The 18,671-nt window shown below is 50.0% G+C and carries 16 protein-coding genes and 1 rRNA gene; 6 read left to right on the forward strand and 11 right to left on the reverse strand.

All coding sequences use genetic code 11. The features are described from left to right. Both rrf and udp read left to right on the forward strand, forming a co-directional pair. Positions 1 to 73: ribosomal RNA gene (gene rrf / locus EOJ37_RS15150) — 5S ribosomal RNA — on the forward strand; the annotation flags it as partial. Between the two features lie 353 nt (positions 74 to 426). After that, positions 427 to 1,188 (forward strand): uridine phosphorylase, encoded by a 762-nt coding sequence (udp, locus tag EOJ37_RS12480; RefSeq protein WP_127960237.1) that lies wholly within the window; start codon positions 427 to 429, stop codon positions 1,186 to 1,188. A 275-nt stretch (positions 1,189 to 1,463) separates the two neighbouring features. Here the strand turns inward: udp and EOJ37_RS12485 are convergent, their stop codons facing one another. From EOJ37_RS12485 to EOJ37_RS12500, 4 genes are read right to left on the reverse strand one after another with little or no spacing between them, the layout of a single operon-like run. Beyond that, on the reverse strand, positions 1,464 to 2,909 hold the full coding sequence (locus tag EOJ37_RS12485) for an NAD-dependent succinate-semialdehyde dehydrogenase (protein ID WP_127960238.1): 1,446 nt from the start codon (positions 2,907 to 2,909) through the stop codon (positions 1,464 to 1,466). Next, positions 2,906 to 3,952: an aldo/keto reductase gene (locus EOJ37_RS12490; protein ID WP_127960239.1), complete on the reverse strand. Its 1,047-nt coding sequence runs from the start codon at positions 3,950 to 3,952 to the stop codon at positions 2,906 to 2,908. Before EOJ37_RS12490 ends, EOJ37_RS12485 begins: the two co-directional genes overlap by 4 nt. Positions 3,953 to 3,962: 10 nt before the next feature. Next, complete coding sequence (fae, locus tag EOJ37_RS12495) at positions 3,963 to 4,466, reverse strand: formaldehyde-activating enzyme (protein ID WP_127960240.1); 504 nt, start codon at positions 4,464 to 4,466, stop codon at positions 3,963 to 3,965. 29 nt (positions 4,467 to 4,495) lie between these two features. Then, positions 4,496 to 5,857 carry an MFS transporter gene (locus EOJ37_RS12500; RefSeq protein ID WP_127960241.1) on the reverse strand — a complete coding sequence of 454 codons (1,362 nt, stop codon included), beginning with the start codon at positions 5,855 to 5,857 and terminating at the stop codon, positions 4,496 to 4,498. Between the two features lie 240 nt (positions 5,858 to 6,097). On the opposite strand from EOJ37_RS12500, the gene EOJ37_RS12505 reads away from it, so the two are divergent. Further along, complete coding sequence (locus EOJ37_RS12505) at positions 6,098 to 7,045, forward strand: LysR substrate-binding domain-containing protein (RefSeq protein WP_127960242.1); 948 nt, start codon at positions 6,098 to 6,100, stop codon at positions 7,043 to 7,045. Here the strand turns inward: EOJ37_RS12505 and yieH are convergent. Continuing rightward, positions 7,010 to 7,675: a 6-phosphogluconate phosphatase gene (gene yieH / locus EOJ37_RS12510; RefSeq protein WP_127960243.1), complete on the reverse strand. Its 666-nt coding sequence runs from the start codon at positions 7,673 to 7,675 to the stop codon at positions 7,010 to 7,012. The two genes, EOJ37_RS12505 and yieH, sit on opposite strands and share 36 nt — an antisense overlap. A gap of 309 nt (positions 7,676 to 7,984) precedes the next feature. Here yieH and EOJ37_RS12515 point away from each other — a divergent pair, with 309 nt between their 5' ends. Next, positions 7,985 to 9,322 (forward strand): NCS2 family permease, encoded by a 1,338-nt coding sequence (locus EOJ37_RS12515; protein ID WP_127960244.1) that lies wholly within the window; start codon positions 7,985 to 7,987, stop codon positions 9,320 to 9,322. Between the two features lie 184 nt (positions 9,323 to 9,506). Here EOJ37_RS12515 and EOJ37_RS12520 read toward each other — a convergent pair whose 3' ends face one another. The 5 genes from EOJ37_RS12520 to mutH all read right to left on the reverse strand — a co-directional run bounded on the left by EOJ37_RS12520 (position 9,507) and on the right by mutH (position 14,144). Next, positions 9,507 to 10,040, reverse strand: a complete 534-nt coding sequence (locus EOJ37_RS12520) for a DedA family protein (RefSeq protein WP_127960245.1) — start codon at positions 10,038 to 10,040, stop codon at positions 9,507 to 9,509. Between the two features lie 72 nt (positions 10,041 to 10,112). Continuing rightward, positions 10,113 to 10,904 carry a tyrosine-protein phosphatase gene (locus EOJ37_RS12525; RefSeq protein ID WP_127960246.1) on the reverse strand — a complete coding sequence of 264 codons (792 nt, stop codon included), beginning with the start codon at positions 10,902 to 10,904 and terminating at the stop codon, positions 10,113 to 10,115. Positions 10,905 to 10,974: 70 nt separating this feature from the next. Next, entirely contained in the window at positions 10,975 to 12,240 is a 1,266-nt protein-coding gene (locus EOJ37_RS12530; protein WP_206194059.1) for a NupC/NupG family nucleoside CNT transporter, read from the reverse strand. A gap of 332 nt (positions 12,241 to 12,572) precedes the next feature. Continuing rightward, the gene (locus tag EOJ37_RS12535; RefSeq protein WP_127960251.1) at positions 12,573 to 13,286 is read right to left on the reverse strand and encodes a TerC family protein; all 714 of its coding nucleotides are present in this window, start codon (positions 13,284 to 13,286) and stop codon (positions 12,573 to 12,575) included. A 171-nt stretch (positions 13,287 to 13,457) separates the two neighbouring features. Then, complete coding sequence (gene mutH / locus EOJ37_RS12540; protein ID WP_127960248.1) at positions 13,458 to 14,144, reverse strand: DNA mismatch repair endonuclease MutH; 687 nt, start codon at positions 14,142 to 14,144, stop codon at positions 13,458 to 13,460. 853 nt (positions 14,145 to 14,997) lie between these two features. Here mutH and rppH point away from each other — a divergent pair. Together rppH and ptsP are read left to right on the forward strand one after the other, a co-directional pair. Continuing rightward, positions 14,998 to 15,525 carry an RNA pyrophosphohydrolase gene (rppH, locus tag EOJ37_RS12545; RefSeq protein ID WP_127960249.1) on the forward strand — a complete coding sequence of 176 codons (528 nt, stop codon included), beginning with the start codon at positions 14,998 to 15,000 and terminating at the stop codon, positions 15,523 to 15,525. A gap of 163 nt (positions 15,526 to 15,688) precedes the next feature. After that, positions 15,689 to 17,935: a phosphoenolpyruvate--protein phosphotransferase gene (ptsP, locus tag EOJ37_RS12550; protein WP_127960250.1), complete on the forward strand. Its 2,247-nt coding sequence runs from the start codon at positions 15,689 to 15,691 to the stop codon at positions 17,933 to 17,935. An 88-nt stretch (positions 17,936 to 18,023) separates the two neighbouring features. Here ptsP and EOJ37_RS12555 read toward each other — a convergent pair. Next, positions 18,024 to 18,671, reverse strand: a 648-nt coding sequence (locus EOJ37_RS12555; protein WP_155522501.1) for a DDE-type integrase/transposase/recombinase, incomplete at its 5' end; no start/stop codon positions are given.

Below are 18,671 nucleotides of genomic sequence, written 5' to 3' on the forward strand. Positions count from 1 at the left end.
ACTCAGAAGTGAAACGCCGTAGCGCCGATGGTAGTGTGGGGTCTCCCCATGCGAGAGTAGGACACTGCCAGGCACCTACAGAAGCGCCCCCGTGTACTGATGTACACGGGGGTTTTGCTTTTTGGCTCATTGTCAGCAGTGTGATTTTTCCGATGTCATGATTGCTGACACGCAAGCCAAACGGGCGCATTAAGTCAAACTGTAGTGTAGTTGGGTAAAAGGGAATGAGTTACAACAAGAGATACTGGCAATTTGCATGGCGCTAACTAGCGCCTTTTTCGACTGTGAAAAATCCACTCAACAAAAATCAACTCAATATAGTGTGCTAGCGGTAACGTTTTCTAAAGATAACAGTCGTTAACCGACTGAGAAAAAAGTAGAATTATCGCATCTTGTCATTGCAATACAATTATTGAGGAGTTTGTTATGGCTCAGAGTGATGTTTTCCATCTAGGCCTCACTAAAAACGATCTACAGGGAGCTACGTTGGCTATTGTTCCTGGTGATCCACAGCGAGTGGAGAAAATTGCCAGACTAATGACTAACCCAGTACACCTGGCATCGCATCGCGAATTTGTTTCTTGGCGAGGAGAGTTGGAGGGTAGGGCTGTCATTGTTTGTTCTACCGGGATTGGTGGTCCTTCAACCTCGATTGCTGTTGAAGAACTGGCTCAACTGGGGGTACGTACCTTTTTGCGGATCGGCACTACTGGAGCCATTCAGCACAATATTCAGGTAGGAGATGTACTGGTGAGCACGGCAGCAGTGCGTCTGGATGGCGCTAGCTTGCACTTCGCCCCGATGGAGTTCCCAGCAGTGGCTGACTTTGAATGTACTACGGCACTGGTAGCGGCAGCGAAAGCCAGTGGAGCAGCTACACACATTGGTATTACTGCTTCATCCGATACCTTCTATCCAGGCCAAGAGCGTTATGATACTTATTCTGGGCGTGTGGTGAACAGTTTTAAAGGCTCAATGGCACAGTGGCAGGCTATGGGAGTGATGAACTATGAAATGGAAGCGGCCACGCTGTTTACCATGTGTGCCAGCCAAGGATTACGCGCGGGAATGGTTGCCGGTGTGATAGTTAACCGTACAAAACAAGAAATTCCGGATCTACAAACTATTCAGGCGGCGGAAAGCCAGGCGGTAAAAATAGTGGTTGAGGCAGCACGTCGTTTGTTGTGATTGATGCGTTTGTTATATCTGCCGCTTGCATCACATACGACACACCGCTTCTAGGTGATCCCTCGATTAACGTCAGCCAAGTTTTCAATATTACGTGATGGAAAACGCATCTGGGCTGAGAAAAACTTGAGCCAGATGTAATCTGACAGATACCGGTATAAATAACCGGTAACTGTCAGATCAGGTTTGAGCTAGTTCAAGCACAACCCGTTTAACCACAATTGGCTCACTAATTGTGTCATCTAATTAGCAGTTGGCATTAATAACATCTGGCGTTATAGCAGTTGGCCCATATTGATATATTTGGTTTCCAGATACTCTTCCATACCAATATCTGAGCCTTCACGACCTAAACCAGACTCTTTCACGCCACCAAACGGAGCAACTTCGGTCGAAACGATGCCCTCGTTGATACCCACCATACCGCTTTCCAGTGCTCTACTGACACGGAAAGCACGTGCCAAATCTCGGGTATAGAGATAGGCCGATAATCCATAAGGTGTGTTATTGGCGCGTGTGATCACCTCCTCTTCAGAACTAAAACGGAAACAGGCCGCTAACGGGCCAAAAGTCTCTTCCTGTGCTAATAGCATCTGTTCGTGGGTATTGGCAAGGACGGTTGGCTGGAAGAAATTGCCGCCCAGTGCGTGGCGTTCACCACCACACACCAATTTAGCACCTTGCTGTAGCGCATCTTTGAGGTGCAGTTCCACTTTCTCTACTGCTGCTGCGTTGATCAATGGCCCCTGTTGTGCCCCTGGGGTTAGCCCTGGCGCTACTTTCAGCGCGCGGGCAGCATCGGCCAGTTTTTCAACAAATCGGTCATAGATGCCATCCTGTATATAGAAGCGGTTGACACAAACACAGGTTTGGCCACTGTTACGAAATTTCGCTGCCATGCCTCCGGCAATCGCAGCATCAATATCGGCATCATCGAATACGATAAAGGGCGCATTGCCACCAAGTTCCAGTGAGACTTTTTTCACGCTTTCGGCAGCTTGCCGCATCAGCAATTTACCAATCGGTGTTGAGCCGGTAAAAGATATTTTGCGTACTACCGGGTTAGCCATCATGGTTTCGCCAATCGCCGATGAGTAGCCTGAGACAACATTAATCACACCGGCGGGAACGCCAGCCTGTTCAGCTAATACTGTGAGCGCAAAGGCGGACAGCGGGGTTTCATTGGCCGGTTTAACCACGGCAGTACAGCCAGCAGCCAGTGCGGGGCCAAGTTTACGTGTCAGCATTGCGAGTGGAAAATTCCACGGGGTAATGGCACCAATCACACCAACCGGTTCTTTAAATGTGAGGATTTGATTGCCATTTTTTGGTGCTGGAATGGTTTTGCCGTAAGCGCGTTTTGCCTCTTCAGCGAACCACTCAACAAATCCACCGGCATAAGCAACCTCACCGAGTGCTTCGCTTAATACCTTGCCCTGTTCTGTGACCATCAGTTCAGCCAGCGCCTGCTGGTGTTGCATGATCAATTGGAACCAGCGATAGAGGATCTCCGAGCGTGCTTTGGCGGTTTTGGCTCGCCAAGCGGGGAGCGCGGCGGCAGCGGCATCGATCGCCTCTTGGGCTTCAGCGCGTCCGGCTCGTGCTACGCGCACAATAGTTTCCCCGGTAGCGGGATTAATCACGGGATAAGTTTCACTGCTGGTACGCCAACTGCCGTTACAGTACCAACCGGTGCGAATGAGTTCGGCAAATGCGGTCATGCGATATTCCTTGTTGTTAAGTTATCCTCGGCAAAAAAACCACGAGCAGGGCGGCTTTCGCGCGCGATACGTTTACCTGCGGTATAGTCATTAATCACATCGCAAGGTGTGTAGTTTCTTTCCAGTTCATAGCGTTCTTCTTCGCTTAGCTGAGTGCTGAGGGCAGCGAGAGCACAGTCAATTTGTGTCACTGAGTCGGCACCGACCAGCATAGCGTCAACGCCCGGATGGTTAATTACCCAGGCTTGGGCAATTTGTGCCGGGGCGACTCCTCGAGCCTGTGCGACCCGATTGACTGAGTGGGCTACGTTTAACGAAGTAGCATCGGCATACATCTCTTGGGTGAAAAAGTCAGTTTTGTTGCGCACTGAATTGAAGTCACAGCTCAATAGTCCTCGAGCCAGCGGACTGAATACCGAGATCCCCAATCCCTGATCACGACAGAATGGGATCATCTCGCGCTCTTCTTCACGATAGGCACAGTTGAGTTGCAGTTGCATGTTGACAGGTTTGCTGTAGCCATAACGCTCACAACACCACAAAATCTTGGCCAGTTGCCAGGTGTACATGGTAGAAACACCAAGATAGCGCGCTTTTCCGGCGCGAACGATGTCGTTCATCGCCGACCAAGTCTCTTCGATCGGGGTGCTGGTGTCAAAGTAGTGCAGCATATAGATATCGACATAATCGGTACCGATACGCCGTAAACTGTCATCGATGCTCTGCATGATATGCTTACGTGAGTGCCCCTGGTTATTGAAGCCATTGCCAATTGGATAACCCACTTTGGTGGTCAACACCAGTTCATCACGGTTGGCAATGCGCTTCAGCACACGACCCACCACCTCTTCACCTGCGCCACTGGAGTAAAAATCGGCCAGATCGATAAAGTTGATACCGCTATCCAGGGCATGGCGGATCAGTGGTTCGCTCTGGGCTTCATCAAAAATCCACGGTTTCCACTGTTTGCTACCCATATTCATGGTTCCCAGGCAGAGCCGCGATACCTTCAAACCACATTGTCCCAGATTGATGTATTCCATTCTCTGCTCCTTAGCCCTTGGGGGTATAGAACGGATTGCCGAGTTGTGGCAGAGCCTGAACTAACTGGTGCCAAGTTGGCAATTTCTCCATAGCGGCACGGATCGCCTGTGTACAGGCCTGGTAGTTATTCAGGTAGACTTCATCAATATCATTGCAGCCAGGATTGACCCAATTGGCGGTAACAATACACCACTCATCCTCCGATTCTGGCGGCAGCAGCCCTTCAATCAACGCTTCGGCCACAGCCTTGGCGATCGCCGCCTGTGAGGCACCCCAAGTGGCATTGCCATGCAGCTCACTGCTAATTTCTGCTTTGTTGACATACAGTGTCATCGGTTTGACCGGTACGTTTGGTTTGATCACGACCATAAATGGGCAGTGACCTTGGCTGGGTGACGCTAGGCTGGAAGAGAATGCCTGACCGACAACGCCACTACGTGGCCCAATCATGATATTGATATGTGAGGCATTAACCCCATCACCGGCAAAGCCTTCCCCGATATACATTTCCACGAAAACCTCCTTTCTTGAACAAGATTCAGTTATTCCGCCTCGATGGCGAAAGCACGCTCAGCTTGCGGTGTACTATCCTGAGCTGCATCAACCAGTGTTAGCCCTTTGGTCTCCGGCGCCCAAGCGATCGAGACCACAGCACCAATAATCAGGATCAGCGCTAACATGCCGGTGGTGGCTGGCATGCCATAGTTGACGATTGCTAACGGCAGCAAGCTGGTGCCGATGGCAGAGCCCAGACGGCTCATTGAGGTGGCAAAGCCGACTCCCATAGAACGGACTTCAGTCGGGAAACTCTCGGCTGGGAATACACCCACCAGGTTACTGACAGCAGACATCACCAAGGTAAAGGCGGCAAAGGCAGCGATAAGCCAAACGGTTTGATTTGCTGGGATTAGCGTCAATAGCACCAAACAGATTGCTAGGAAGATGAATGAGCCGATCAAGAATCCTCGGCGTGAACAGACGACCGTCAACACAATGCCGAACAGTGCTCCGACCACCAGCAGCCCATTGAGCAACAGATCGGTAGCGAAGTTGTTATCTAGCCCCATCACGTTCAGGATTGAGGGCAGGAAGGTGTAGATGGCGAAATAGGGGATCACCAAGCAGACAAAGAACAGGCTGTTGAAGGCGGTACGACGGCGATATTTTGGCCCAAATAGCGACATAAAGCGCTGCTTGGAAGTGACTTGTGGTTCATCATTCAACAGAACATGGCTACCAAAATATTTATGCACGATTGCCAGTGCTTGTTCGCGTCGCCCTTTGCCCATCAGCCAACGCGGTGACTCTGGGGTACCGATACGTAGCAGCAGAATGATCACTGCCGGAATGGTTGAGGATGAGAGCAACCAACGCCAGGCATCAGGGCCTAATGCGGTCAGGAAGTGGCCAGCAAATCCGGCGGCGACATAGCCAAAGGTCCAGATCACGCTAAAGGAGCCAAGCAGCACGCCGCGATGTTTGCGTGGTGAAAACTCCGCCAGCATGGTGTGACCTACCGAATAATCACCACCCAGCCCGATACCAATTAGCACACGTAACAGGAAAAGTTGTTCAGGAGTGCTAGCAAAGAACTGCAATGCTGATGCTAAGGTAATGATCACAAAGCTGAAGCTGAATATCTTCTGTCGACCGACATAGTCAGAAATCCAGCCCAGTACCAAGCTGCCAATAAACAACCCAATCAGTGCCGAACTACCGAGCATCCCCTCCCAGAATGGAGTGAGTCCCATTTGTGGCTTAATTTGTGCCAGAGCAAAGCCGATGACACCTAAAACATAACCATCTGTGAAGTGAGCGCCGAACGTTAATCCAGCAATTTTGATGTGAAAGCGACTGAGCGGCACATCGTCCATACGGATTTTTTGTTGTGTCAAATGTTGCATTGATACCTGCCTCTGTAGTTGAAGTGCTGCGTGTAGGAAGGTTGTTGGTTTTTTGTTTTGTTCACGTTAACAATGTGGCAGCAGATTTGGCAGTAAGCGAGTGCATTTTAGTCATACCCCTGAGCAAAAAATGCATGTGATCTGCTTCTGGTTTTTGGTAAATAAAAGCTGCGAATTGCTAGAATTGGTATCAAATTGACAACATATGGTTAACGCACTAGGGCGAGGGATGTAGATATCATGAGAAAACTGCCATCATTGAGTATGTTGCGCGTTTTCGAAGAGACTTGCCGGACATTGAGTTTCAGTAAAGCTGCCGAAGCGCTGTTTATCACCCAGAGCGCAGCCAGCCGTCAGATGAAACAGTTAGAGGAATTTCTCGGTAAATTATTGTTTGTGCGTAGTCATAGCGGCTTGGCGTTGACGCAGGATGCGATGGCACTGTTGCCGATTGTGCGTCAATCGCTGGATATCCTCGAAGAGGGGATTCGTCATGTGCAGTTGCACAATCCCTGGCAACATTTGCGCTTGCAGGTGGCACCGACATTCGCCACCCGCTGGTTAGCACCGCGTTTGGTGACGTTGCGTCAGCGCAACAGCCAACTGCAGATTGCGTTAATCAGTGAAACTCGGCAGAAATATTGCGATTTCGATTGTGCGGTACGTTTCGGCAAACCGGAACAGGCTACGGCAGAAGAAGAGTGGCTATGCCATGAACGGTTAGTGCTGGTTGGTAGCCCACTGTTGATCAATAACGGGCAGTTTCCGTCGTTGAGTAGTCAGCCGCAATTGCACATCTTAGATGGCGATAAACGGATGGAAACCTGGCAATGTTGGCTGGATGCAGCCGGTTGCAGCGCCATACAACCGGCTGGTGGATTGGAGTTTAGCACCCAAGATCAAGTTATTAATGCTTGCATTACCGGCACCGGCTACGCGGTGCTTGATGCCATGATGATCCGCAACGAGTTGAACAGCGGCTTACTCATGATGCTCTCTCCGCTGGTGGTGAAAAGCACGCATGGCTACTGGTTGGAGAGTCCGCCAGGCAAGCGCGAACTGCCGCGAGTGCGCTATTTTCAGGAGTGGCTGCGCACAGAAATAGAGCATATCGAACCGCTGACATCAACACTTGCCAGTGCGACAGCACCGTTAATCGGTGAGTTGCCAGCCGCGCTGGTGCCATAACTGTGGTAACTGAGCCAGATGATCAAATCGAGTGACTAACGGGTGATCAATCACTGGGTTGTGTTGATCCGCACAGAAGTAGAATACCGGGATCTCAGCAGCAATTCCGGCTTGCACGCCAGCGGGTGAATCGTCGATCAGAATGGTGCGTTCGACAGCAACCTGCATCTGTTCGGCCGCATGAAAGATAATCGCTGGATCTGGCTTCCAGCGTTGAATGTCATAACCACTAAATAGACGATCGGCAAAATAAGACAACATACCAGTCAGCCCGAGTGAGTGCTGCATTTTGCTGACTGGCCCGTTGGAGACGGTGCAAATCGGAGCATTGATCCGAGCCAACAGTTCACGTGCGTAGGCAATCGGCTGCAGTTCACGCTCAAACAGTGTTGCCACCTCTTGGCGATAGAGCGGTTCCAATTCAGCCGTCGGCAGTGTGACTCCGCGAGAGCTACCGACACGCTCAATGATTTCGTGCAGCTTTACCCCTTTGTACAGTTTAAAAATTTCCTCCAGATCCAAGTCAATACCGCAATGGGCAAACATCTTCACGTAGGCACGGCTACATAAGATTTCACTGTCAACCAAGGTGCCGTCGCAATCAAATAAAATAGCTTCAACCTGATTCATTAAACGAGATCTCTTAAATGAGTTTACAGCCCATTCGCGTTATGTGGTTACAACCAGCTTGGAGAGTGGCTGTGTGTAACGAACCCACGCCCACAGTCAGATGAGGATTGCGAACAGGCCCAAGCACAGAACGGATAGGCGGTTATTGTCGTTACACGGGAGCGTGCAGGCAGCTACTTTACCCTGTTGGCACTAAATTGCGACTGTTTAGTGGTAACGGCAGATAAAAAACAAGGTGGGGGATCAATCGGCGCATCTTTTGGTATAGGATAGCCAACGCGAATTTATCTTCCCCTTTGGAATCGACTCATGAGCAAACAAGATCTCAGCACGCAGGCCACACAAGGCACGCTTGAGCGGCTATTTAAACTCAAGCAGCATGGCACCACGGCGCGTACAGAAACCATCGCTGGTTTCACCACCTTTTTAACTATGGTCTATATCGTGTTCGTTAACCCACAGATTTTGGGTGTGGCAGGTATGGACACTCAGGCGGTGTTTGTTACCACGTGCCTTATCGCTGCTTTTGGCAGCATTTTTATGGGCTTGCTGGCTAATCTGCCAGTGGCATTAGCACCAGCAATGGGGTTGAATGCCTTCTTTGCTTTTGTTGTAGTGGGTGCAATGGGGATCTCCTGGCAGGTGGGCATGGGCGCCATTTTTTGGGGATCAGTCGGTTTCCTGTTGCTGACGCTGCTGCGTGTGCGTTACTGGATGATCGCCAACATTCCTGTCAGCCTGCGTGTTGGGATCACCAGTGGTATTGGTCTGTTTATCGCAATGATGGGGCTAAAAAATGCCGGTATTGTGGTGGCCAACCCAGATACATTGGTGACGATTGGTCATCTCACTTCACACAGTGTGCTGCTCGGGGCACTGGGCTTTTTTATCATCGCAGTATTGGCTTCACGCAATATCCATGCAGCGGTGCTGATCTCGATTGTGGTGACCACATTGATTGGCTGGATGTTAGGTGATGTTCAGTATCGTGGCATCTTTTCCATGCCACCCGATGTCAGCTCAGTGGTTGGTCAAGTCGACATCGCTGGAGCATTGAGCCTTAACCTGGCAGGTGTCATCTTCGCTTTTATGCTGGTTAACCTGTTCGACTCTTCCGGCACACTGATAGGCGTCACCGATAAAGCCGGACTGACTGATGAGAAAGGCCAATTTCCAGCAATGAAAAAAGCGCTTTATGTAGACAGTATCAGCTCGGTAACGGGGGCGTTGGCCGGCACCTCTTCCGTCACTGCCTACATCGAAAGCTCGGCAGGGGTTTCTGTCGGTGGCAGAACCGGATTAACTGCGGTTGTAGTGGGTCTGCTGTTTTTGCTGGTGATTTTCCTTTCACCGTTGGCTGGTATGGTGCCAGCTTATGCTGCTGCCGGAGCATTGATCTACGTTGGGGTATTAATGACCTCAAGCCTGGCGCGCGTGAAGTGGGAGGATATGACTGAAGCCGTACCGGCTTTCGTTACCGCAGCAATGATGCCATTTAGTTTTTCAATCACTGAAGGGATTGCGTTAGGTTTTATCTCTTACTGCGTGATGAAACTGGGGACAGGGCGTTGGCGTGAGATCAGCCCATGTGTGGTGGTGGTAGCGCTGCTGTTTGTATTGAAGATCGTCTTTGTTGATGCACATTAATTCAACAGTCACTGTGCTCACAAGCGCGACATAGCCAGTATCAAATGATCCCCTTGGCAATGCCAAGGGGCAACGGCGGTTGTTGGTTGGTGAGGGTGTTAATTGCCGAGCACAAACACAATCGTTGGTTGGTGCTCAATAAGCGCAGTAGTGCCAACATGCCCTTGGTTACAGCGTTTAGCGGCTAACCAAACCAGCCAGAAAGCCACTGGATACCAAACACACCGGGTGCCAGAATACCAAATGCCCAAATCATCGCAGAGGTGATATTGGCCAGTTGAAAGCGCAACTGTGGCATCTCACAGATGCCACCGACCAACGGTACCACAGCACGTAGTGGGCCAAAAAACCGACCAAAAAAGATCCCCAATACTCCCCAGCGTTCGAAGAATGCATGCCCTCGCTGCAACAGTTGTGGATTGCGCGACAGCGGCCACATTTCGGCAACACGTTGTTTATAGTGATAACCAACCCAGTACGAGATCCAATCACCAAAAAAAGCACCACTGGCGGCAGCCAGCCAGATCGGCCAGAAAGCAATACCGCTCTCACCGATCAGGGCACCCAGTGCCAACAAGATCACGGTGGCGGGTAACAGTAGCGAAAGAAAAGCCAGCGACTCGCCGAAGGCTAACAGAAAGATAATTGGCGGTGCCCAGTGTTGGTGCTGTACCACCACGTCACTGACCCAGAGAACAATCTCACTCAGACTCAACATAGACTCCTTGATGCCCAGAGGGGTTGAGCGGGCAAGGATACCTTAACACGGCGCTGTTTGGTTAAATGGTGGCTAAACATGGCGAGTTTCCAGATAAAATTGCTGCAACTGCTCACGTTCGGCGTGACCTAAGCCATATTCAGCCATTAACCAGCTATCTGTTGAACCATATTGGTTGGTAATCGTGTTCAATGCGGTTTGCAGAAACTCTTCTCGCGCACTAAAAATATAGCGGAATTGTGCCATCGCATGTGCATTAAAACGCTCACCAAGCTGTGCTAACAACGAGTTACGAAAGTGGCTCAGTGTGGTTTCTGTTAACAGATAATCCTCCATCACGGTGGCTTCATCAGCACCCAGTGCCAGCAACACCAGTGCCGAACCACAACCAGTGCGATCTTTACCTACTGCGCAGTGCTGCACAATCGCTCCGCTCTCCATCGCCAGCAGCAGTTGTACCAGTTGGTGATAACCGGGGTTGTTAAAGGGCAAGCGGCGATAGAGTTCCAACATAAAGCGTTGGCCATCAAACCCGGCTAGCCACTCGTTAGTGAGTTTGTCCAGATTGGCATTTACCTCCTGGCTGAGCGGATTGGCGGGAATATGGTGATAAGCGACACCAGGCCAGAGCACATTGGGTTTAGCCGCCACTTCATCACCATCACGGTAATCGAGCACATAACGTACCGGAAGTTGTGCCAGCAACTGGCAGTCAGTGGTGCTCAAATTGGCCAATGCACCGGAACGAAACAGCATCCCTGATTTGACGTAACGACCATCAGTAACACGATAACCACCCAGATCACGAAAGTTGATACCGCCCTCGAGTGGTAACAGTGAAGAGTGTTGTGGGGGAACAGCCATAGAGCGCCTCATTACTTAATCAGCGAGCAGCAACGCTGTCGATCAGAGCGATCGACAGCGCAGTGAGCAGTTACAACGAGAGGAAGAAACCAGCAATTGCGGCACTCATCAGGTTAGAGAGGGTACCTGCAACCACCGCTTTGATGCCAAAACGGGCAATATCATGCCGACGACTAGGCGCCATGCTACCGATACCGCCTAGTAGAATGGCCACTGAAGAGAGGTTGGCAAATCCACAGAGGGCAAATGAGATAATGGCTTTAGTGTGTGTGGATAGCACTTGCAGACCAGCGGCACTCACCACCTCATCAGCACGTAGATAGGCACCAAAATTCAGGTAGGCGACAAATTCGTTAACGACAACCTTCTGGCCAATAAATGAACCGGCGACCGTCGCTTCACTCCACGGCACGCCAATCAGGAAAGCGATTGGGGCAAACAACCAGCCGAGGATCAGCTCTAAAGAGAGTTGAGGATAGTTAAACCAGCCACCGACACCGCCAAGAATACCGTTTAGTAGTGCAATCAGCGCGATAAACGCCAGTAACATGGCGCCCACATTGAGAGCCAACTGCATGCCTGATGCCGCGCCCGATGCGGCAGCATCGATAACGTTAGTCGGACGATCCTGTTTGGCCATCAACTCCATCGCATCATCTTGATCATGAGGAGTTTCTGTTTCAGGCACCATCAGTTTTGCGAACAGTAACCCGCCGGGCGCTGCCATAAACGAAGCGGCAATCAGGTACTCCAGAGGCACCCCAACTTGTGCATAACCGGCTAGCACCGCACCAGCAACCGAAGCCAAACCACCACACATCACCGCAAACAGTTCAGATTGCGTCATGTTGGCAATATAGGGGCGTACTAACAGCGGCGCTTCAGTTTGACCAACAAAAATATTGGCAGTTGCTGACAGTGACTCAGTACGTGAAGTGCCCAGTAGCTTCTGTAGGCTGCCACCTAACACTTTGATGATTAACTGCATGATGCCGAGGTAGTAGAGTACAGCAATCAGAGAGGAGAAGAAGACGATCACCGGCAGCACGCGCAGCGCGAACACAAAACCACCGCCGCCAAACACTTCAAACATCTTGTCAGAGACCAGACCGCCAAAAATAAACGAGATGCCTTCATTACCGTAAGCAATAACGCTTGCCACACCGGCAGACATACTGCCGAGAATTTGCCGCCCGAGGGGCACGTATAACACCAACGCGCCGATACCGACTTGAATGATAAAGGCACCGATTACGGTGCGCAGATTAATTGCACGCCTATTACTGGAAAGCAGTACCGCAATGGCAATCAGAACTGCCATGCCCGCTAAGCTCATGATGAGTTGCATGTAGAAGTATCCCTGTTACGAAAAAGAGTTCCTTCGGCCAAGTTAACACTGACAGCCACCGAAGGGTAATGACGGCTGGTGATTATACTGGCTGAGTGGCGGCAAGGCTCGTTTTATGTCACAAAACAGCCAAAAAAGCAGCACTAACTTGATTCACGATTAAGAAAGCAGCGCTGGCAGTGCGTGTTGTCGTTGGGTGATAGTAAAAACAGTTAATCACAACGTGTTGCGCGGTCAGCAACGGCAATTCGGTATCGTATTGCCGTTGGTTGCGTCAGACGATCATACCGAACTGACGCTGTTGTCGTACGGGGTCGATATCAGTGTGACGGTGTTTTTTTGTTGCGCAGCAGGTTAAGCGCCTCAACTGACATTGAGAAAAACATCGCAAAGTAGATATAACCTTTCGGTATATGCACCTGAAAACTTTCCAGTATCAGGGTAAAACCGACCAGGATCAGAAACGCCAGTGCCAGCATTTTCACTGAGGGGTGGCGGTTAACAAACTCACCGATGGGGCGAGCAGCGAACAGCATCACCATCACCGAGATCACCACCGCAGCCATCATGATAAACAGGTGATCGGAAAGCCCCACAGCGGTGATCACTGAATCAAGGCTGAAGATAATGTCCAGCAACATAATTTGCACAATGGCACTGAAAAAGCTGTTTACCTTACTAGGCGCTTTTTCTTTTCCATTTTCGATGCTTTCGTGGATCTCTTGGCTCGCTTTCCAGATCAAGAATAGCCCACCAAGCAGTAAAATAAGATCACGAGCAGAGAAGGGGTGTTCAAACAGGCTGAACAGCGGCTCTGTTAAACGGATCACCCAAGCAATTGAAGCCAGCAGTGCCAAGCGCATTAACATTGCAGCACTTAACCCAATACGACGCGCCCTGTTTTGTTGTGCTGGCGGTAATTTTGACACCACCAGAGAAATGAAAATTATATTATCAATACCTAATATGATTTCCAGAATTGTCAGTGTCCCTAGCGCTAACCACGCATTCGGATCCATCATCCATTCAAACATTTTATCAAGACCTTGAAAGTAAAAAGGAGAACTGCCCAATAGCCATCCTGACCATGGGTACCGAACTGCCGAGTTTACAGATCCTAACAGATTGAGCAAATAGAATTTATGAATATCTATTTTAAATACAGGGAGAAAGGCAGATTTTATTATCCAGACACACAACGCAGCCTAGCGTGCGACGGCAAAATGGCGAGCCAACAGTGTGCCAGTGAAATTTTTCTTCAAATAAAATCCGCGAGGCAGTGTCAGGATCGGTTGGCCGTGTTCACCAATCGCTTCAGTTAATGCGCGGTTATTGGCTGCTTTCGGGCGCAGTTGCAACACTTCTCCGTGGCGGGCAGTGACTCGCTCAATCTGCCCCAGCACAATCAGATCCATCAACTCTTCCCAATCACGCCGTAACTGCTCTTCCTCTTGCTGAGACGGTTGCCATAACAGCGGTGAGCCAACACGTCGCTGTGGCAAAGGGATCTGGCGTTCGCCTTCGACTGGAATCCACAACACACGTGCCAATTTACGCCTAACATGGCTATTGAGCCAGGTAACACCACTGTTGCCGGTCAGTGGTGCGACGCAGACAAAGGTGGTTTCCAGTGGTTGACCAGCGGCATTGACTGGGATGGTTTTTAGCTCAATGCCCAGTTCGGGAAAGTCCTGCTCTGGCTTGCTACCGGCGATTGCTCCCAAGTAACGTTCCAGCAACATTCCCACCCATCCCTTGTCGCGTCTTAGATCACGCGGAATGGTGATCTGTGCCCAACTAGCCAGTTCACCGAGAGTAAAACCAGCTAACGCACGAGCACGCTGCAATAACTGCTGTTCGTTCTCTGGTGGCAACGAGGGTAAAGATAGCATCAATGGCACCTTGGTAAATTGGTTAAAAAATGAACAGCATTAATTCACAACCTGCCAGATAGTAAGTTATCCAGTGAGAAAAAAAATAATTAATTGATTTTAATCTTATTTAATTTTCACCCGATCACTGTCGATGCTGATTAACAGCGCTTTTCCACCACTAGCCACCGACAATGAACAGGATTTTACACCTATTTACCCACAGATTTTTGGGATAACCCCATTTTTTAGCAAATACTGGTTCTATTTACAGTGTTGACACTTGGGTTTGTGACTTATTCGGTCGAATAATCTGTGGATAAAATGGCAGGATGCCATCTTTATCAGTGACTGTTCATTTTATGTGCTAACATTTGCTGCATAATGGTTTTTTTTATCACTTAACTAATCTATTTATTTGTTTTAAATAAAAAACAAGACTCATCAAAGATGCTAACTTATATAAGGCATAATCAGTTTTACCTGCTTATCCCTGCCGTTATACACAAAATTACCCACAGGATTCGCCAATAAAGCTTAGGATGTGTTCTGGGTTGTTTATAACTAAGCCATTATCTGTGTGTTAACTTAAGATTGTTCTGTAGGTTATCGTGCGGTAATCAAGGGTGTGGTAATCTGCTAGCATTGATCGGGTTGGCACACCTTGTTGAACGGTGTTTGCTGCCTGGCGCAGTGAGAGTGGGCAGCATGACCACACTTTTTTATTGTGTTCAACCCGTTGTGTGAACTGGTGAGTGGTAGCGGAAAAACAACCCTGTTCTTCTCTGGTGCATAACACAGTAGTTTACCGGTCGGGGCGTTGTGTGAAACAATCGGTCTATAAGTACAAATTTATCCTTATCGAGGTAGTCTAGTGATCGATGATGATGGCTACCGCCCGAACGTTGGTATCGTAATCTGCAATCGTCAGGGGCAGGTGCTGTGGGCGCGCCGCTTTGGTCAACATTCGTGGCAGTTTCCGCAAGGTGGTATCAAACCAGGCGAAACAGCAGAACAGGCGATGTATCGCGAACTGTTTGAAGAAGTGGGACTGAACAAAAAGGATGTACGCATTCTGGCTTCAACACGCCAATGGTTGCGTTACAAATTACCAAAACGTCTAGTGCGCTGGGACACTAAACCCGTCTGTATTGGCCAAAAACAGAAATGGTTTTTACTGCAATTGCTCTGTAATGAATCGGATATCAATGTACAGCGCAGCAGCTCGCCAGAGTTTGATGGCTGGCGTTGGGTCAGCTTCTGGTATCCGGTGCGCCAGGTGGTTTCATTTAAGCGTGAGGTTTATCGCCGGGTAATGAAAGAGTTTGCATCGGCTGTGATGCCAATGCAGGAACCGAATGTTCCGCGATCGTCTGGCCATCATCGCCGCAGACGAGGTTAGCCATGATAGAGGGTATTGCGTAATGCATGGCATCGCTGAAGAACGCGACTCCAACCTGATGTGAGGATTGCTTCGGCTGGCGCTGGATCCTGTGGTTACTGGTGGTAATAGGTGCGAACTGCCGCCAGGCTCACGCTGCAATTTCAAACCATGAGGAGAGGCGATGCTGACATACCTACGTGAAATTGTTGAAAAAGTCGCGGTGGCCAGCAACTTGCCAGAAGCGTTGGAGCTACTGGTTAATCAAACCTGCCAGGCGATGGCGACCGAAGTTTGCTCGCTGTATTTGGCGGATAACGACCAGCGTTGCTACTACCTGATGGCAACGCGTGGGCTTAAAAAACCGCCGGGGCAGATCATCACACTGGCATTTGAGCAGGGCATTGTAGGGCTGATTGGCCGCACTGCCGAACCGATCAACCTCGCTGATGCACACAGCCATCCCGATTTTAAATATATCCCACAGGTAAGAGAGGCCCCTTTCCGCTCCTTTCTCGGCGTGCCGATTATTCACCGTCGTCAGCTCTTGGGTGTGCTGGTGGTGCAGCAACGTCAGCCGCGCCAATTTGACAAGAGTGAAGAGTCCTTTCTGGTTACGTTGGCAACACAGTTGGCGAGTATTTTGGCTGCTAGCCAACGTAACACCCTGTTTAGCCACTATCGCCAGACACGTATTCGGGCGCTGGCGGCTTCGCCGGGGGTCGCGGTGGCGCTGGGGTGGCAAGATAGCAATCAACCCTCACTTGAGCAGGTTTATCAAGCGTCAGCACTTGATATCAGCAGTGAGCGTGAGCGTCTCGAGCGCGCTTTGGAAGAGGCTCGAGTACTGTTTCGCCGCTTAAGCCAACGTTTCACTGCCAGTGCACAAAAAGAGAGTGCGGCAATTTTTGATCTCTACTGCCATCTGTTGAATGATCGGCGACTTACCCAGGCACTGTTTGCTGAAATTGATGCCAGATCAACTGCTGAGTGGGCGGTAAAACAGGTCGTCGATGCCTTTGCCAGCCAATTTGCTAAACTGCAACATGCCTATCTACGTGAGCGAGCACAAGATTTGCGGGCATTAGGCCAGCGATTGCTATTTCATTTGGATGAGTATTCACCGGGAACAACGGTGTGGCCGCAGCGATTTATCCTGTTGGCAGAAGAGCTGACCGCCACCCAACTGGCAGAATTGCCGGTAGAACGCCTAGCCGGTGTGGTGGTACGCGACGGAGCCACCTACTCTCATGCCGCGATCTTGGCACGAGCAATGGGCATCCCCACCATTATGGGGGTCGATATCCAGCCAACGTTGTTGGCGAACCGCATGTTGGTTGTTGATGGTTATCGCGGTGAACTGCTAGTTAATCCCGAACCGCTGCTGATTGAAGAGTACCAGCGAGTGCTGATCCAGGAACAGGAACTGAGTCAGCGTGCCGAAGCCGAGGTGACTCAGGTCGCACAGCTCAAGAGTGGTGAACGGTTGCAGATCATGCTCAATGCTGGGTTGTGTGCTGAACATGAACAACGGCTTGGTGAACAGGTGGACGGTGTAGGCCTCTATCGCACCGAGATGTTATTTATGCTGCAAAGCGGTTTCCCTTCAGAAGAGGAGCAAACGGCAGACTATCGCACCATTTTGCAGCGCTATAGCCCGAAACCGGTCACCTTACGTACTCTTGATATCGGGGCGGACAAACAGCTACCGTACCTGCCACTGAGTGAGGAGAATCCTAGCCTGGGTTGGCGAGGAATGCGAATCACCCTGGATCAGCCAGATCTATTGCTAATTCAAGTACGCGCGATGCTACGTGCCAACGCTGAAAGTGGCAATTTGCAGATCTTACTGCCGATGATCACCAGTCTGGATGAAATTGATGCTGCAAAACGGCTAATCAGCCGAGCGACACGCGAAGTGGCGGTGTTGCTGGGCAGAGATATTCCTCAGCCAAAGATTGGCATTATGCTTGAAGTGCCGTCACTGCTTTTTCTATTGGCACATGTTGCTACCCGTGTCGACTTTATTTCAGTCGGCACGAACGATCTCACCCAATATCTGCTGGCGGTTGATCGAAATAATACCCGTGTTGCTGCGCTGTATGACGGCCTGCACCCTGCGATGTTGCAGGTATTACGGCAGGTGATCTTGCAGGGATCTGCGCTGAATTTACCGGTCAGCCTGTGTGGTGAGTTGGCGGGTGACCCGATGGGCGCGTTGTTACTGGTTGGCCTTGGCTATCGTCATTTGAGCATTAATGGCTACCAAGTAGCACGGATCAAATATCTGTTACACCACATCACGTTAACTGAAGCGGCAAACCTAGCGGAACGAGCGTTAACAGCCCAAACGACGGATGAAATCCGCCGTTTTATGGCCGCGTTTATTGAGCGTCGCGGCATGGGTGGCTTGATCCGTGGTGGTCATTGAACCGGCAGCACACGATAACGTTAACGAACAATAAGATAGTCGCGTGGAACGGTGTTTTTCAAGATAGTTGTCACTGTTTGCCTATTTTTTATGCTGCGTTTTTATCTACTGTTTTCCCACCCGGATTTAATGTCACTGCACCTACAGGAGAGCAGTTCCTGACATCGCCGCTCCAGCGAGCGGGATTAGCTTGTTTTGCTACTTCCAGCACCTGACGGCGTTGCATTAAAATCATTTTATCCTGACCTGCATGCCGCTCTGAAGGTGTTACAAACTGGATACGGCTATGCTTGTGTTCATCGTTATACCATCGAGTAAAATCATGTACCCACTTCCTAGCATCCGCTAAACTTTTAAATCCGCTGGAAGGCCACTGTGGACGGTATTTCAGTGTTCTGAACAACGACTTCGCATAAGCATTATCATTACTGACACCTGGCCTGTTGTACGAAGGCAACACATTCAGTTCTTCCAGTTTGGCCTTGAGTGTCTGTGACTTCGTCGCAGCACCCTTATCTGAGTGCAGCATTAATGGCTTAAAAAGGCACTGCTCACGCAGTAAGGTACGTTGCACCAGTAAAGCGGCCAGATGCCCACACTCTTTTTCATGCACTTCATATCCAACGATTTTTCGGCTATACAGGTCTTCGATAAGATACAGATAATAAAACACTCCCTTGACCACTGATGCACAATACGTGATGTCCCACATCCAGACGTCGTTCGCGTCTGTTGC

This window comes from Serratia microhaemolytica (genome assembly GCF_004011885.1).
Taxonomy (GTDB): Bacteria; Pseudomonadota; Gammaproteobacteria; order Enterobacterales; family Enterobacteriaceae; genus Serratia_G; species Serratia_G microhaemolytica.

Excerpts from the sequence above, each read along its gene's own strand:
- udp (WP_127960237.1), top strand. The coding sequence starts at position 427 with ATGGCTCAGAGTGATGTTTTCCATCTAGGCCTCACTAAAAACGATCTA.
- EOJ37_RS12485 (WP_127960238.1), bottom strand. The coding sequence starts at position 2,909 with ATGACCGCATTTGCCGAACTCATTCGCACCGGTTGGTACTGTAACGGC.
- EOJ37_RS12490 (WP_127960239.1), bottom strand. The coding sequence starts at position 3,952 with ATGGAATACATCAATCTGGGACAATGTGGTTTGAAGGTATCGCGGCTC.
- EOJ37_RS12500 (WP_127960241.1), bottom strand. The coding sequence starts at position 5,857 with ATGCAACATTTGACACAACAAAAAATCCGTATGGACGATGTGCCGCTC.
- EOJ37_RS12505 (WP_127960242.1), top strand. The coding sequence starts at position 6,098 with ATGAGAAAACTGCCATCATTGAGTATGTTGCGCGTTTTCGAAGAGACT.
- yieH (WP_127960243.1), bottom strand. The coding sequence starts at position 7,675 with ATGAATCAGGTTGAAGCTATTTTATTTGATTGCGACGGCACCTTGGTT.
- EOJ37_RS12515 (WP_127960244.1), top strand. The coding sequence starts at position 7,985 with ATGAGCAAACAAGATCTCAGCACGCAGGCCACACAAGGCACGCTTGAG.
- EOJ37_RS12520 (WP_127960245.1), bottom strand. The coding sequence starts at position 10,040 with ATGTTGAGTCTGAGTGAGATTGTTCTCTGGGTCAGTGACGTGGTGGTA.
- EOJ37_RS12525 (WP_127960246.1), bottom strand. The coding sequence starts at position 10,904 with ATGGCTGTTCCCCCACAACACTCTTCACTGTTACCACTCGAGGGCGGT.
- EOJ37_RS12530 (WP_206194059.1), bottom strand. The coding sequence starts at position 12,240 with ATGAGCTTAGCGGGCATGGCAGTTCTGATTGCCATTGCGGTACTGCTT.
- EOJ37_RS12535 (WP_127960251.1), bottom strand. The coding sequence starts at position 13,286 with ATGTTTGAATGGATGATGGATCCGAATGCGTGGTTAGCGCTAGGGACA.
- mutH (WP_127960248.1), bottom strand. The coding sequence starts at position 14,144 with ATGCTATCTTTACCCTCGTTGCCACCAGAGAACGAACAGCAGTTATTG.
- ptsP (WP_127960250.1), top strand. The coding sequence starts at position 15,689 with ATGCTGACATACCTACGTGAAATTGTTGAAAAAGTCGCGGTGGCCAGC.